We start from the raw sequence: 15,502 nt of genomic DNA on the forward strand, positions 1-15,502 counted from the left end.
CCGTTTTTACCGCTGTCCCCGCGGGGACACTGATGTTTTCAGACCTAAACCGCAGAGGTAAGCCATGCAGGCATGCCACCGTCCGGGACATAAGATGACGTGGTTTTAAGGTTCTGTCCCCGCGGGGACAGGCCCGGATTTCCCCAAAAAGCCACGGCAAATCTCAGCAAACAAACGCCAGCCCATCCAGACCGAGCCAGGTTTTCCGCAAGTGTGCCCGCGGGGACAGATCAGATTGCCGGCGGCAGTGGCCGGTAAAATGTCCGCCCCGTGCAGCTCATTGCCTGCGCCAGCTGGGCAATTCCGCAACCGGCGCCGCAGAACGCAGCTTTGACCCCGCGGGGACAAGGGTGAAAAACAGGCCCGAATATGCTGATTAGATACTGAATAGCGCATGGGATATCACAGTGCCGTCTGGCCTGTCCCCGCGGGGACAGGCGCAGAAAACAACGCCGGACGCCAGCAGCAGACGCAAAAAAGGCCCGGCATTTCTGCCGGGCCTTTGCCGTTTTCCAAAGCTGTCCCTGCGGGGACAATGGTCAGTCTTCCTGTTCCAAGGCCTCGAAAAACGCGGCGATTGCGTCCTCCAGCTTGTGCCGGTCGATCTCGGAAAAGTCGCGCTCCATCGCCATCTCGATCTTGCCGTCGCGCGCCTGGCAACGGACTGTCCCCGCGGGGACAGTGCAGCGCAGGGTGGTTTTGGCAACACCGGCGCGCGGTGCCGCCGCGGCGCGGGGCGCGTTCTTGCGCTTGCCCTCGGCAAAGCTGCGCAGCACATCCAGCTCACCCTCTTCGGTTTGCGGCTGCACCCGCGCCAGCGTATCCCGCAGCACCTGGGCGTTCATCGCATCCGCCTCCAGCCGTTTCTTCAGGTCCAGCCCCAGCGCCCGCGGGATCGCCTGGGGGAACTTCAACTCCTCGCCCACTGCCTTCAGCACCTGGGCGAAATGGCGGATGTAGACCCGTTTTTGCCGCCCGGCCGAGGCATAAAGATCATTGACCGCATCCTCGGTGGTCTCGGCCCCGGTCTGGGTATCCTCGGCATAGCGCAGCGCCAGCTGGGCCATCTCGGCAAAGGAAATGTCGCGGCGCACCAGGTTTTCATCCACCATCCGGCGGTAGAGGGCCTGCAAGCTGTCGCCCTTGGCCACCAAACCCGCGGGGATCGCGGCATAGCTTTCGTCGCCTGTTTCCTGCAGCAGCGAAAAATAGGCGCGCATCCGGCGGTAACCCTGGATCAGCTCAAACTTGCCGTCGCCGCGTTCTTCGACCCGGATCGGGTTCGACAGGCCAACGGATTTGATCGATTCCTTCAGCTCATCCAGTTCCGGATCGCGGTCATCCTTGCGGTCACGGATCAGTTTATCCATGCGGATCATGCCAAGCGGGATCCGGTCGACCACCAGGCCCAGCTTCTTCAGCCGCACAAATTCATGTGCCAGCCGGTCGTTTTCGGCGCGGATATTCTGCTCGGCCTCGGCCCGCGCGCGCAACGCATCGGCGTTCTCCGAGATCGCGGTGGCCATCGGTCCGCGGCGGGGTTCGGACGGTTTTTCGTCCGGCTTTGTTGCGGCTGTCCCCGCGGGGAACACCTCTGGTTCAGACGGGAAGTCGATGTCGAAGACTCTGCGTTTGCTCATGCCTCATCCTCCAGGTTTTCCCAGGCTTCGACCGCGTGGGCCTTGAATTCATCATAGGCCTGATCAAACGACGCGCGCGCGCGCCGCCAGGTTTCACGAGTCATATCCCGGTAGTCGATTTCATAGATGGAACTTAGGAACCGCCCCGATTGTTCAACTGCGCGGGTCATCTCAATCGGGTGTTCGGTCATTCTGCCCTCAAACACCTTCATAAATGCCGAACGCATCGCACGGTGCAAATCGTTACCGGACTCGTAACGGGTAAGCAGGAAGCGGACGTCCTGGAAAACCTTGGGCAACGCAAATGTCCCCGCGGGGACAACGCCGTTAAACGCCGACAGATCTTCCAGCGCCTCGGACAGCTGGCCGACAAAGGAGGTGGTGGAGTCATACTCCCAATAGCCGGGGCCGGAGGGGATATAGAGCATGTCGGCGGCAAAGACCGCATTCATCGACTGGTAGCCAATCGCGGGCGGGCAATCGAAGATCATCAGGTCGTAGTCCTCGGCCGGCAGCTGATCGAGGTAGCGGGAGACCGCGGCGAAGAACGACCATTCCGGGTTCAGGTGGCGGTACTGGGCGGAGGCGAATTCGACAAAGGCCGCATTGGCGCAGGAGGGGATGATGTCGATGGTCGGCCAGCTGGTGGGTTTGACAAAGTCGCTGACCCGCAGGTCCTGCAGCCCCATGCCGGTGATCGCGTCCGGCAGCTGGCGCCGGGGCAGGGCGTTGCCGGACTCGGCGCCCTGCGGGACCGCGTTCATCCGCTCGGTCTCGCGCACCAGATCGCGGGCCATGATGCCCCAGACGGTGTAATCCTCGGTGACGTCGCTAAGGCCCATGGAGTGGGACAGGGTGGCCTGCGGGTCGAAGTCGACGCACAGCACCCGGTAGCCGTCCAGCGCCGCGGCATGGGCGAAATGCAGCGCCACGGTGGATTTGCCCGCACCGCCCTTGAAGTTTGAGATCGCCACCCGCAGCGCCCGTTTCCCCGCGGGGCGTTTGGGCAACAGGGATTTGCGGTTGATCTTGATGCGGCGGCGCAGCTCATTGATCTCCTCCAGCGAATACCAGCGCTGGCGGCCGTCTTCCTCGACATGGCCCTGGGGCAGGGAAGGGTCCGCCGACAGCCGTCCCCGCAGGGTCGACTGGTTGACGCGGAAGATCAGCTCAGCCACTTCCCAGGAGGAGAACCGGCGCAGGGTCTTTTCCATTTCGGGGGAGAAGGTCTGCTGGCGGATCCAGCTTTGCATCTTGAGAGATTGGGCCTGCATTTTGGACAGGTCTTCGTGCGTAAACATCGCTGCTCCTTAGCCTCACACGGTGTTGTTTTTTCAGCGTCCATTTCTTGCGGACGCTAATTCAGCCTCAATATCCATTTACGCCGAATTTGCAAAAAACGCAAAAGCAAATATGGTTTGGAATAGCGTCCTGTCCCCGCGGGGACACATCTGCAAAAGGCCCAATGAAATATGGGCGGAACCGATTCGGAGACTGGCAGCCAAACGATTCGTTTCATTGGGTTTTTCTGGGGTTCACACGCCAGATTTAGGGGGACACCCGGGAGCCGGACACAGCAGATTGGGGGACATTTCTGCTGTATTAGGGGACACACTGGATGTCCCCCCATACCATTGATACCAATTTTTCTATCAAAAAAGGGATTGGGTCTGAATTCAATTCCCGCCGGCGCTTGACAGAATCGGAATTCCGGACGCAAATCAGGTACAACAAACGAATAGCGTTGAGTTCGGAGCTAAACCGGCCGGCGCAAGTCTTAGCAAAAGACGCTGAGAACACTTGAGGCAGCATATCCCGGCCCAAAAGGGCAGGGGAGGGAGAAACGGGGGCAGCAATGCTTGCCAAACGGCCTGCGGGGCGCAACGCCTCGGCATTGAAGTATGACATCCTCACGGCGATGGGGGCCTATGCGCTTGGCCAGGGCAAGGGGGCGCAGAAGCTGGTGCTGCGTTTCATGACATTGATGACCGCACGCTACAACTGGCAGCGCGATGAGCTGGCAGTGGGCCAGCGCGAGATTGCCCGGCTGTGGGATGTGGATGAACGCACGGTAAAACGCGAGATGGCCAAGCTGCGGGGCTGGGGCTGGCTGGTGGTGAAACGTCAGGGCGCGCGCGGGCGGGTCACCGAATACGGGATCGGCCTGGAGCGGCTGCTGGCGGATACGCAGGACCGCTGGGGGGCTGTGGGTCCGGATTTTGAACACCGGATGCAAAACAATGATGAGCCGGCGCCGAATGTGGTGCCGCTGCGCCCTGGGTCTGCTCCGCCTGCGCCGGATATCTCGGACGGCAGCGAATGGAGCCTGGCCAAGGCGGTGCTGCATGCGGAGGACCCGGCGAATTATGCGTCGTGGATACAGGGATTGGAGAAAGCCAGCCGCGCCGGCGGCCGGCTGATGCTAAAGGCGCCAAGCCGGTTCCACGCAAACTATGTGATGGCGCATCTGATGCCGCGCTTGCTGGCGGCGTGCCGCGATGTGGATGGCGGGGTCTCGGCGATTGTTGTCGAGGCGTGAGGCCAAATCTGCGCTGCAGCGGTTGAACCCCTTGGGGGCGCGGCCTTATGTGGGCGGGCAGGGGGCTTGGCTAAAGACGCCCCGCAAGAACAAGGAGCAGCCCGGATGAGCGGCGTGCAGGATAAGATCTGTGTCATTGGACTTGGCTATGTGGGGCTGCCGCTGGCGGCGGCCTTCGGGCAGCACCGGAAAGTCGTTGGCTTTGACATCGATCCGGGCCGCATTGCCGAGCTGCGCCAAGGCGAGGACCGCACCCGCGAGCTGGGCTGCCAGGAGCTGGCAATGGCGGAGCACCTTAGTTTCACCGCGGATCCGGCGGAGATTGCCGGTTGCTCCATCTATATCGTCACCGTTCCGACGCCGGTGGATGCCAGCCACCGCCCGGATCTGAGCCCGCTTCTGGCGGCATCGGCGATTGTTGGCGGGGTGCTGAAACCCGGTGATCTGGTGATCTATGAATCCACCGTCTATCCCGGCGCCACCGAGGAAGATTGCGTGCCCATTCTGGAAGCGCGCTCGGGGCTGGTGTTCAACAAGGATTTCTTTACCGGCTATAGTCCCGAGCGGATCAACCCTGGCGACAAGGCGCGGCGGCTGGCGGATATCGTCAAAGTGACATCCGGGTCGACGCCGGAGGTGGCCGAACGCGTTGATGCGCTGTACCGCGAGGTGGTGACAGCCGGCACCCATAAGGCCGCGAGTATCCGGGTGGCTGAGGCTGCCAAGGTGATTGAGAACAGCCAGCGGGATATCAACATTGCGCTGGTGAATGAGCTGGCCAAGATCTTTAACAAGATGGGGATTGATACCCAGGCGGTGCTGGAAGCGGCTGGAACCAAATGGAATTTCCTGCCGTTCCGCCCCGGTCTGGTGGGCGGGCACTGCATCGGGGTGGACCCTTATTACCTGACCCATAAGGCCGAGCAGCTGGGCTATCATCCCGAGATCCTGCTGGCGGGCCGGCGGCTGAATGACGGCATGGGCGCCTATGTTGCCGGTGAGATGGTCAAGGCGATGCTGAAACGCGGCCTGCCGGTTTCGGGCGCGCGGGTTCTGGTGATGGGGCTGACGTTCAAGGAGAACTGCCCGGACCTTCGCAATACGCGGGTGATCGACGTGGTGCGCAGCCTGGAGGAATACGGGGCGAAAGTCGATGTTTACGATCCCCATGCGGACCCGGAGGAGGCACAGGCGGAATACGGCATTTCGCTGGTCCCGGAGATCAGGCAGGGGGTCTATGCCGGGGTGGTGCTGGCGGTGGCGCATTCGGAGTTCCATGAGATGGGCGCGGAAGCAATCCGCGCCTTGGGGACCGCCGGCGCGCTGGTCTATGACCTGAAATATGTGCTGGCACCGGATCAGGCGGATCTGCGGCTTTGATCAAGGGCTAAGGACAAGCAGAGGTCCGTTGGGGCCGCCGCTGCCGTTGCGTTTGCCGCTTTATCCCTGCAGCATACCCCTGACCGCTTGCAGGGCATGACCTAGCAAAAGCAGCGGCCCGCCCGGACGGACCGCTGCTTGTCCGGCGCCTGCGGTTTGATTCCGGGCTGTGGGGAGTTTGGATATGAGCGATATTCTGGAAGGCCGTTGCCTGTGCGGCGCCGTGAAAATCCGTGTCGATGGGGCGCATGACCCGCGCTCCGGGGCCTGCCATTGCCGCAGGTGCCAGCGCTGGACTGGCGGGCTTTTCTTATGTTTCGAGGCTGATGCGGAGGCTGTTTCGGTTGAAGGGCCGGTGACCCGGTATCAATCGTCTGCCTTTGCCGAACGGGCGTTCTGCAGCACCTGTGGGTCACATCTGTGGATGCGGGACACGGATGAGGAAGATGAAGGCTATGACCTGATGCCGGGACTGTTTGATGCAGCTCTCAGCTGGCCGCTGCGGTCGGAGATCTATGCCGACCGGGCAATGGCGTCAGTGCGGTTGGAGGGTGATCACAAGCGGGTCACCCGCGATGAATATGAGGCGCAGAACCCGTACATTGACGGTGATGTCTGAAGAAAAGGTATCGTCCCTCAGCGGTCTGTGCGCGCCAATGCATCGGCGGACAGACCTGACAGGCGGCTTCAGGTAAGATCACTAGCGGCTGACACGGGGCAGTTTCGGGCCGCTCCAATAGGCGCCGCTGTCCTGGCGCAGGGCGTCATAGGCCTCGATCCGGTGCCGGGCGTCTTCCCCGCCGGCCGCGATCAGATGGGTAAGCAGGCATTCCAGAACCGCCATTGCACCGCCGACGGCGCCGAACGGGTGCAGCGAGCTGGCGGCCACCGCCAGCACATGGTCGGTGCGGATGCCAGGGGCGATGACTTCGCTGTCAGAGATCAGGATCACCGATGCGCCGCGTTCGCCCGCCAGCCGCAGCGCCTGGATGGTGCCGGCGGAGTAGGGGGCGAAGGTGAGGGCGATCAGGCAGTCCTCAGGGCCTATGTCCAGCAGGTCGTCCAGCGCGGCACCCATGTGGCGCGGCACCAGTTCCAGCCCCGGCAGGGCCATGCGCCCGACGTAATGGAAGTAATAGGCCAGCGCGTAAGAAGAGCGGGTTGCGGTGACATAGCTGCGGCGGGCGGAGGTGAGGGTGCCGATGATGGCCTGCGTGCGCTCTGCCGTCATCAGCCGCAGTGAGCGGGACGTGATGTTGAGCTGGTTGCGCGCCGCCGATGCCTGCAGCGCGCCGGCCGGGCCTTGGTCCTGCATCCGGTCGAGCCAGTCCTGGCCGAGGTCAGCCTCGTGCGTGGTGGTGAGGGCGGCGCGAAAGGGCGCGCGGAAGGTCTCGAAACTGTCATAGCCCAGATGCTGGGCGAGACGGACAAAGCCGTTGGCGCTGATACCGGTCCTCTCGGCCGAGGTGCGCACCGTATCAAGGCCGAAGTCGCCGGGATTGTCGATCACGTATTTCGCCGCCGCTTTCAGCTTGGGCGGCAGGTTGTCCATCTGATCCTTGAGGTGCTGGATCAGCCGGGCGGTTTTCCGGGGGGCGAGATGCGGGTCCATGCAAGGTATCAGAGCAGATGTGCGGAGAATAGCAAGAGTGGAACGGGTGTTCCTGCCCGGGTTATTCTGACAGGAAGGCCATCAGGTCCTGACGGGCGTGCAGGATGCGGATGATTTCGGGGCGGGAGTGTTCCAGCCGGTAGATCACCAGATGCGCGCCCGATGGGTGGATGCGGACCGGCGGCGTGAACTCAGTGCGTTCGCGGGCCATTTCCGGGAAGTCCGCCAGCAGGTCGAACAAGGCAAACAGGCCATCGGCATAGGCATCCGCCTGCGCCTCGCTCCAGGTGTCCAAACCGTAGCGCCAGATGGCAGAGAGATCGGCGCGGGCGGCGGGGCGGATCAGCCAGCGCGGTTCAGCCATTGCGGCGCATGGCGGCCTTGAAATCCTGGGCTGACAGCGCTTCCGCCGGGCCGCTGGCGAGGCCTGCGTCGATGGCGGATTGCAGTTCACCTATGGCGGCGGTGCGGGCCTGGTCGCGGCGGATCAGGTCGCGGACATAGTCGCTGGAATTGGCATAGGTGCCAGTGCGGGCCTGGTCCTCGACCCAGTCTTTCATCCGGTTCGGCAGGGATACGTTCATGGTGGCCATAGGCGGTCTCCTTTCGCTGGATCAGAATATGGCAATCTTTGCCAAGAACGCAAGGGGGAGGGCGTGGCGGCGGAATGGCGGGCAGATTGCTGCCCAACAAAAAAGGCCCGCAACAAGTGGTTGCGGGCCTTTCCTTGATTTTTTCCGGCCGGATCAGGCGGAGACCACTTTGAGGCCCTTTTCCTCCAGCGGCTGGATGCTGCCGTCTTCGCCGACGGTCACCCGTTCTCCGTGGCTGAGGCTGTCGAGACCCTTGCAGGCGACCAGCATCAGGACGTCTTTTTCGCGGGCGACGATGGCCATATGGCTGAGCCAGCCGCCGACCTCGGACAGCACCGCGCCGGAGCGCTGGACCCATGGCAGCCAGGCCGGGTTGACCATCCGGCAGACCAGAATGTCGCCGTCCTGGAAATCGGCAAAGGCTTCGGGGCTGATGTCGCTGTCGTCTTCCATCCAGAACACCCGGGCGGTGGCGCTGCCGCTGCCGGCCACGCAGGTGCCGCCCATAGTGCCGTCGCCACCCTGGGCCTGGGCGCCCAGCGACAGCATTTCGCAGTCGCGCAGGGTAAGAGTGACCGCTGTGGGCGCGGATTTCTTGCGCAGTGTTTCCTTTTCGGCACGGGCCTGGGCCAGGTCGCGCAAGGCGTCCGGGTTGGACCAGTTGCTGTCCAGCACCTCGTCAAAGGTCAGGCTGAACACCAGATCCTCCAGCCCGCTGATCTGACCCAGCGCCAGAAGGGCGCGGCGCAGCTCGGCGACGACGCGCAGCGCTTCGTGCTTGGCCTGTTCCTTGAGGTCCTGATAGGCAATGGCGATGCCGATGGTATCGTCCAGCTCATCCGGCAGGTTGGCGGGTGTCGGGACTGCGCCAATCGGCTCAACCGTGCTGCTGAGCAGCGAGTTCAGCAGCGCAGGGGCTTCGGCGTAGCGTGGCGAGGACAGCTCGTAATCGAAGATCGAGCGGTGTCCCATCAGCTGCATGGCGCGGGCCTGGGCGTCTTTGCCGGTGCAGGAGGCAATCAGGCTGGAGGGCGCATTGGGCAGCTCGGCGTGCATCAGATGGGCGCGCAGGGCGGGATCGCCTGCGGCTGCCGTGCCAGCCTCACCCATGGTGAAACCTGCCAGAATGTTGATCTTCTCGGCCTCCAGATAGACCTCGCGGATGAACAGTTCCTTGAGTGTGGCAATGGTTTCCAGCAGCTTGTCCTGCGGCAGGGCGGCATAATCCACGGCCTGCCAGATCGCCAGTTTGTTCTTCAGTTCCGGCATCACCTCAGCCCGGAAGCGGGTGATCATCGGATGTGCCTGCTTGCGCAGCTGCTTGGCCTTGGAGGCCGTCAGTTTCAGGGTCATACCCTGTTTCAGCGCCACATCGACATAGGTTTTGCCGAACAGGTTGACCAGATGGCCGTCGCGCCCCTCGGGCAGGCCATAGGGCACGCCCAGCTCGCGGCAGGCCAGATCAACACTGCCGCCGGGCGCCCAGAGATCGCTCATCAATGAGAAGCTGAGCGGGGTGGGGCGGGGCAGGACTTCGGACATTTCATCCTGTTCCAGGATGGTTTGGTCCGGGGCTGCATCCGCGTAGCGGTCCAGCACGTCGCGCCATTCGGCCAGACGGGTCTGCTCCTGCTCGCTGCCAAGCGACAGGGTGGTGATGTCGCGGCTTTGCACGATCTGGAACTGGCCGTTGGCATAGGCCCATTCCACGTCCTGCGGGCAGCCGAAGGTGTCCTCGATCTGTTTGCCAAGGGTCAGCAGCGGCGCCATGTCCAGGGTCTGGTCCTGATCTTCCGCCGCCGGCAAGTCAGTGTAGCGGCCAAAGCGCAAGCTGGTGGGGGTGACGCGGCCGGAAACCAGATCCTCGCCGCAGCCCTCGACCCATTCGATCATCGCCATGCCGGGAGCCATCGGATCCTGGGTGAAAAGGACGCCGGCAAATTCGGCCTGGACCATTTCCTGCACCACGATATTGCCCTGTTCGGTGCTGTCGCCCTCGCCGGAATAGCTGGCGGCACGCGCGGAGGAGAAGCTTTCCACCACTTCGTCCAGCGCGGCGCGCATGCTGTCCGCGGTGACGTCGAGCACCGATTCAAAGACGCCGGCAAAGCTTTGATCAGCGCCGTCCTCGTTGCTGGCAGAGGAGCGCACGGCGACGGGTTTGCCGCCGGCCAGCAGGAAAACCTGCGCGGCAAATGCATCTTTCCTGGCATCAGACATGGCGCGGTAGTCGTGGATTGCGTCTGAACGCACGATCACGCCACCGGGGACCGGCAAGCCTGCGTTCTTGAGGATCGACAGGCGCAGGGCCTTGTTGCCGGCCTCTGCCAGTTCTTCGGTATAGCCCATCGGGATCACACCGCGCGGCAGCTTTGCCAGTTTGCGTTTATGGGCGCGCAGGGACAGGGCATCGGCCAGCTTACGGTGTATGCCGGTGACATAGCCGCGCTGGACCAGCAGCAGCGTCAGGCTGAAGCAGAGGTAGGCATTGGCGGCACCAGACAGGCTGAACACCATGGCAAACAGCGCGGGCATGCCCAGTACCATCCACAGCAGTTTCTGGCGCTTGGTCTTGGCGACGGCCCACAGGAGGTAGATGGCGGCCAGGGCGCAGAACAGCGCGGGCATGATGAACAGCGGATCGGGCATGCCAAGGTCTGCCATCCACAGGAACGGGGTTTGCAGGGAGGCGCTTGCTTCTTGCGCGGAAGAGACCCCCAGCATCATCACCGGCAGGAACAAGAGCGCAGTGAGGTTCTTCATCGGGGTCAGGCCTTTGTCGGCGTAGAACGCCTGCACCGCGCGCGCCTTGCGCACCGGGTCATGGGCCAGCTTTGCCTTCAGCGCCTTCATTTCATCAGCTGTATCATTGGTGATGATCTGATCGCGTTCGGATTTCAGCGCGACGGGCAGCACCAGGATGCGGGTCACAATGGACAGAGCCAGCAGGCCCAGCAGGATATGGCTGCGCTCATGCACCCACAGCAGGGCGGTTGCCAGCGCCGAGATTGCCTTGTCCCACAGACCGGTCTGCTGCTCGGCCAGCCACTCCTGCACATGCGGTTTCGGCTTGGGTGCGACGAAGTATTCCCACGGCAGGGTGTAGCGGCCCAGGAAATCAATGCCCAGCTGCGACAGCTCCAGTCCCAGGACCTGGCTCATGAAGCAGCTGCGGCGGTCATAACAGGCAGCAATTGTGGGCTTGTCGGGGTCCAGCCCGGCGATGCGGTCCATCAGATCCGCGGTCGTCATCTTGCGGATCGGGATGTTGACCGCGCCGGGCAGGTGGCCTCCCGCAAAATCACCGGGATAGCGGGTGTCGACGATCTGCAGATCCTCGGTGGTCAGCAGCGCCTCGAAATCAGCGGTGCTGAGCAGCACGTCCCTGCCCGGGTATTCCGGAATGGCGCGCAGGTCCGAGAGGGTCTTGACGTCCTTGTCGGAGAAGTCGCGGCCCTCGACGATCCACTTCTCGATACCGCCGGCGATGAAGCTGCAGTCGATGCCCATTGCCGCCAGCTTGGCACAGGTTTCCGAAGAGCGGTTGCCGTTGTGGCAGAACAGCACGACCTTCTGGCCCGGCTGCACCGGGCGCGACTGCAGGAAGTCCGGGAAACGGATGTGGGTGGCGCCGGGCAGGGTGCCCATGGCGTTTTCGCCAGTCTCGCGGATGTCGTAAAACAGGGTTGAACCGTCCTCCAGCGCCGCTGCGGCGTCTGTGGTGCTCATTGCCAGCGGGTGGTCTTCCTGCTTGGAAAAACTGGTCTCCTTCAGCGAGGCGTCCTTGATAGCGGTGCCGTCAAATTGCGCCGGCCGCGTCAAAGTGGCCTGCAGTCTTGTCAGCTCGGCCTGCGCATGCGAGGAGTATTGCCAATAGTTTCCTGCAGCCAGTGCAATGGCCGCCAATACGAGGACGGAGATCAGCTTGACCGGGTAGCGGCGTGGAGAGCTGCCCGGTTTGGGGGTAAAACCCAGTTTCGCTGCAATGACTGCGCCAAGGCCGGAAATCATGGCAATTCCCACGGCCAGAACTTGCGATAGTGAAGACACCGAGCCGATCACCAGTTCCGGCGATGGAATGGCCAGGGCCGCGACGGGAAGCGCCGAGAAAAGTGAAGTAAGCACAGTTATTTGCGCTGAACGACGGAGAGACCGGGTGGTCTTGGAGAGCAAAGGTGTGTTCTTCACGGTGGTTCCTGTTGAGCCAGCTGAGATTGATATTCTGATTTTATGGCGAATTTGCCTAAAAGATTACGAAAACCTTACTGAAGGGTTAATATAGAAGGCGAAGAATAAAAGAACCGCAAAATTTTTTAAAGAATTGCAAGTGCGTTAACATTGTATTCTTAACCATGTGCCATGTAACGAAGTATGGCGGCCCGCCTGCCGTGCCAGCCGATCGCAGTCAGGAGGCTAGAACCGTGACACTTTTCGAGTGGACCTTTGGTATCATTGAGCTTTTCAAGACCCGCTTGCGGGGAACGGCCCCTGGGGCTGTTCTGGCGATTGGACTTGCGGCCCTTCTGCCCGGTGCGGGCCAGGCCGGGACCGAATTGGTATTTGGCACTTATGCAGCGGATAAACCTACCGCAACGGTCAAAAAGTACCAGCCTTTCCTGTCTTTTCTGTCCGGCCGGATGAGCGAGGAACTGGGGGAGCCGGTTTCGATCCGGCTGAAGATCGCCAAGGAGTATGGCGAGGGCATTCGCCAGCTGGCCGGCGGCGAGGTGGATTTTGCCCGTTTCGGCCCGGCGTCTTATGTGCATGTGATGAAGGAGAATCCGGAAATCCGGATTGTCGCGATGGAATCCAAAAACGGCGGAAAGCGGTTCAAGGGGGTCATCGTGGTGCATAAGGACAGCAGTGTGCAGTCTGTTGAAGATCTGGCGGGTCTCAGCTTTGCTTTCGGCGATGAACTGTCGACGATAGGCCGTTACCTGGCGCAGGAATACCTGCTGGAGGCCGGAATCAGCGGTGCCGACCTGCATGAATACGCGTATCTCGGCCGTCACGATCTGGTCGGCGAAGCAGTGGGCGCCGGGAAATTCTCGGCGGGTGCCCTCAAGGAAAGCACGTTCAAAAAACTGGTCGCCAAAGGCGTGCCGATCCGGGTGCTGGCTTCCTTTGACAATGTGACCAAACCCTGGCTGGCCTCGGAAGCGATGCCGCAGGCGGTGATGGAAGCGATGCGCAAGGTCATGCTGTCCTCGGACAACGAGGAAATTGTGCGCCGGATTTCAAAGAACGGCTTCTTGCTGGGGGTTGATGACGACTATGACATCATCCGCCGGGCGATGGAGCGAAGTCTGGCATTCTGAGGCGCCGCAGTGAAGATATGAAACGTACAGGCATCCTTTTTCAGATCGTGTTGTCGCTGCTGATAGCCGCTTCTGCGGTTGGCTTTGCAGTCGGCAATCTGGCGCAGCGCCAGGAGGTGCAGCGGCTTGAAGAGCAGCTTGCCGGCCAGGCCGACCTGACGGTTTCCCTGCTCAGCGGGCTGATGCTGGAATCGATTATAGTCGAGGATGTCCCGGTCCTGGAGACCGGGCTGATCGAGGCCGTCACCCGGAACCCCCAGATCGTGTCGATCCAGATCCGCAGCCCGGCGGGCAAGCTGCTGGCTGCGGCCAATGCGCCGGGCGCGCCGCAGCCGGATCATCACGTGATCTATGAACGGCCGATCGAGCTGGAAGGCGCTTCCTTCGGCACCATGGTGGTGGACTGGTCGACTCAGGACGGTAAAGCGCTGGTGGCGGCCAAAGTGCGCCAGATCATCATTTGGACAGTTGTGCCGGTGCTGGCGCTGTCGCTTCTGGTGCTGTTGCTGGTGCATATTCTGGCGCTGCGGCCATTGCATATGATCCATAACCGGATGTCTGACGCCATTGCAGGGCTGCGCAGCCCGCAGCGGCCGCTGCCCTGGTTTGCATCCCGGGAATTCCGGGCGTTGGATTTTTCGGTCGGCGTGCTGGAAGACACTTTTTCCGAGCGGGACGAGCGGGAATTTGCAATGGAGCAGGCGCGTGAGGCCGCAGATATTGCAAACCGCGCCAAGTCGGAATTCCTCGCCAATATGAGCCATGAGATCCGCACCCCGATGAACGGGGTGATTGGCATGGCAGAGCTGCTGCAGGACACCGGGCTGGACGAGGACCAGCGGATGTATGCAGAGACCATTGCAAAATCCGGCACGGCGCTGCTGACGATTATCAACGACATCCTGAACTTCTCCAAGATTGAGGCCGGCAAGGTCGAGCTTAACCATGCTCCGTTCAATTTGCAGACGGCACTGGAGGATGTGGTCACCCTGCTGTCGCCCAAGGCGGCGGAAAAGGGGGTCGAGATCACTATGCGGTACGACCCCGCGCTGCCGGAAATCTTTGAGGGTGATGCCGGGCGGATCCGCCAGGTGATCACCAATATTGCCGGCAACGCGGTCAAATTCACCCGCAAAGGCTATGTCTTCATCGACTTGACCGGCCGCAAGCAGGGCGGCCGCCATTTGCTGACGCTGCAGGTCACTGATACCGGCATAGGCATTGAGCCGGAGCGGACAGGACAGATCTTCCGCGCCTTTGAGCAGGCTGACAATGCCGCCACCCGCAATTTTGAGGGCACCGGCCTGGGGCTGGCAATCTCGGCACAGCTGCTGGAGCTGATGGGCGGCTCGGTGCAGGTGCAGTCGGAGCCGGGCAAAGGGTCTGTATTCACCATAGAGATGCCATTGCGGGCCGGCGGCCATGTCGCCTCGGCACGGGAGGGCAGCCCGCTCAGCTTTGCCGGACTCAACGGTTTGCTGGTGGATGACTTGGAGCTGAACCGGGTGATCCTGTCGGAACGGCTGAGTGCCTGGGGCGTGACCTGCACGCTGGCAGCCTCGGCGCATGAGGGGCTGGAGATCCTGTCGGATGCGCAGCTGGACGGGCGCCGGTTCGATTTCATCATTCTGGACTACCAGATGCCGGCGATGGACGGGCGGGAAATGGCAGCCCGGATTCGCGCCATGCCGGGTTTTGAAGCGGTGCCGCTGATTGTGCTGTCTTCGGTGGAACACGCGCTAAGCCGTTCGGATTGCGAGGCTATCGGAGTTTGTGAGTTTGCGCTGAAACCTGTGCGGGCGGTGCAGCTGCGGCAGGTGATCACCCGGGTGCTGAGCGTTCAGGACCAAAAACCGGCTGTTGTTGACAGCGGCGGCGGCAACGAGGCGCCGCAGGGCCGGCTGCTGAAAGTTCTGCTGGCCGAGGACAACCGCACCAACCAGCTGGTTGTTACCAAGATGCTGAAAGATGCGCCGCTGAAAATCAGCGTTGCCAAAAACGGTGTGGAGGCTGTTGCGCAATTCCAGGCAGAGCGGCCCGACCTTGTCCTGATGGACATGATGATGCCGGAGATGGACGGGATTGAGGCCACGGCCGAGATGCGCCGGATCGAGGCAGAGACCGGCGGCAGAAAATGCCCGATCGTGGCGCTGACCGCCAATGCGCTGCAGAGCCACCGGGAAAAATGCCTGGAGGCGGGGATGGATGATTTCCTCAGCAAGCCGATCAACAAGAAGGCGCTGAACGAGGCTGTCAGCAAATGGACCTGCGGGGACAGCCTGCAGCGCACTGGCAGCTGAGGCCGCCTGTGCGCTGGCCGGCAAGCGGTTTTGCAGCCGGCAGCCAGGCCCGGATTTCGGTCTGCAGCCCAAGCCAGTGCTTGTTGCTTTCAATCGCGGCAGGGAAGGATGCAGGCGGCA

11 protein-coding genes are annotated in these 15,502 nt (G+C 62.1%); 5 read left to right on the forward strand and 6 right to left on the reverse strand.

Annotated elements, in window-relative coordinates; translation table 11 throughout:
- Nucleotides 1-539 precede the first annotated feature (539 nt).
- Together L1069_RS03540 and L1069_RS03545 are read right to left on the reverse strand one after the other, a co-directional pair.
- Nucleotides 540-1,640, reverse strand: coding sequence for a ParB N-terminal domain-containing protein (locus L1069_RS03540; RefSeq protein ID WP_237454805.1), 1,101 nt, complete (start codon nt 1,638-1,640; stop codon nt 540-542).
- Nucleotides 1,637-2,941: an AAA family ATPase gene (locus tag L1069_RS03545; protein WP_129373164.1), complete on the reverse strand. Its 1,305-nt coding sequence runs from the start codon at nt 2,939-2,941 to the stop codon at nt 1,637-1,639. Before L1069_RS03545 ends, L1069_RS03540 begins: the two co-directional genes overlap by 4 nt.
- A 554-nt stretch (nt 2,942-3,495) precedes the next feature.
- Between L1069_RS03545 and L1069_RS03550 the strand changes: the two genes are divergently transcribed.
- The 3 genes from L1069_RS03550 to L1069_RS03560 all read left to right on the forward strand — a co-directional run bounded on the left by L1069_RS03550 (nt 3,496) and on the right by L1069_RS03560 (nt 6,178).
- The gene (locus L1069_RS03550) at nt 3,496-4,179 is read left to right on the forward strand and encodes a DnaA N-terminal domain-containing protein (RefSeq protein ID WP_237454806.1); all 684 of its coding nucleotides are present in this window, start codon (nt 3,496-3,498) and stop codon (nt 4,177-4,179) included.
- 105 nt (nt 4,180-4,284) lie between these two features.
- Nucleotides 4,285-5,559, forward strand: coding sequence for a Vi polysaccharide biosynthesis UDP-N-acetylglucosamine C-6 dehydrogenase TviB (gene tviB / locus L1069_RS03555; RefSeq protein WP_237454807.1), 1,275 nt, complete (start codon nt 4,285-4,287; stop codon nt 5,557-5,559).
- Nucleotides 5,560-5,743: 184 nt separating this feature from the next.
- Nucleotides 5,744-6,178, forward strand: coding sequence for a GFA family protein (locus tag L1069_RS03560; protein ID WP_237454808.1), 435 nt, complete (start codon nt 5,744-5,746; stop codon nt 6,176-6,178).
- 81 nt (nt 6,179-6,259) lie between these two features.
- Here the strand turns inward: L1069_RS03560 and L1069_RS03565 are convergent, their stop codons facing one another.
- The 4 genes from L1069_RS03565 to L1069_RS03580 form a co-directional block, all read right to left on the reverse strand.
- Nucleotides 6,260-7,171 carry a MurR/RpiR family transcriptional regulator gene (locus L1069_RS03565; RefSeq protein WP_237454809.1) on the reverse strand — a complete coding sequence of 304 codons (912 nt, stop codon included), beginning with the start codon at nt 7,169-7,171 and terminating at the stop codon, nt 6,260-6,262.
- 61 nt (nt 7,172-7,232) lie between these two features.
- The gene (locus tag L1069_RS03570) at nt 7,233-7,535 is read right to left on the reverse strand and encodes a type II toxin-antitoxin system RelE/ParE family toxin (RefSeq protein WP_129373159.1); all 303 of its coding nucleotides are present in this window, start codon (nt 7,533-7,535) and stop codon (nt 7,233-7,235) included.
- On the reverse strand, nt 7,528-7,764 hold the full coding sequence (locus L1069_RS03575) for a type II toxin-antitoxin system ParD family antitoxin (protein WP_129373158.1): 237 nt from the start codon (nt 7,762-7,764) through the stop codon (nt 7,528-7,530). The genes L1069_RS03570 and L1069_RS03575 overlap by 8 nt, the downstream gene beginning before the upstream one ends.
- Nucleotides 7,765-7,917: 153 nt before the next feature.
- Nucleotides 7,918-11,775 carry a PEP/pyruvate-binding domain-containing protein gene (locus tag L1069_RS03580; RefSeq protein WP_237454825.1) on the reverse strand — a complete coding sequence of 1,286 codons (3,858 nt, stop codon included), beginning with the start codon at nt 11,773-11,775 and terminating at the stop codon, nt 7,918-7,920.
- Between the two features lie 410 nt (nt 11,776-12,185).
- Here L1069_RS03580 and L1069_RS03585 point away from each other — a divergent pair, with 410 nt between their 5' ends.
- A complete protein-coding gene (locus L1069_RS03585) occupies nt 12,186-13,082 on the forward strand; it encodes a PhnD/SsuA/transferrin family substrate-binding protein (protein WP_129373156.1) in 897 nt (298 codons plus the stop codon).
- A gap of 17 nt (nt 13,083-13,099) precedes the next feature.
- Nucleotides 13,100-15,382: a response regulator gene (locus tag L1069_RS03590; RefSeq protein ID WP_237454810.1), complete on the forward strand. Its 2,283-nt coding sequence runs from the start codon at nt 13,100-13,102 to the stop codon at nt 15,380-15,382.
- The last annotated feature ends 120 nt before the right edge of the window (nt 15,383-15,502 follow it).

Origin of the sequence: Leisingera sp. MMG026 (assembly GCF_021654205.1) — a bacterium.
Classification (GTDB): domain Bacteria; phylum Pseudomonadota; class Alphaproteobacteria; order Rhodobacterales; family Rhodobacteraceae; genus Leisingera.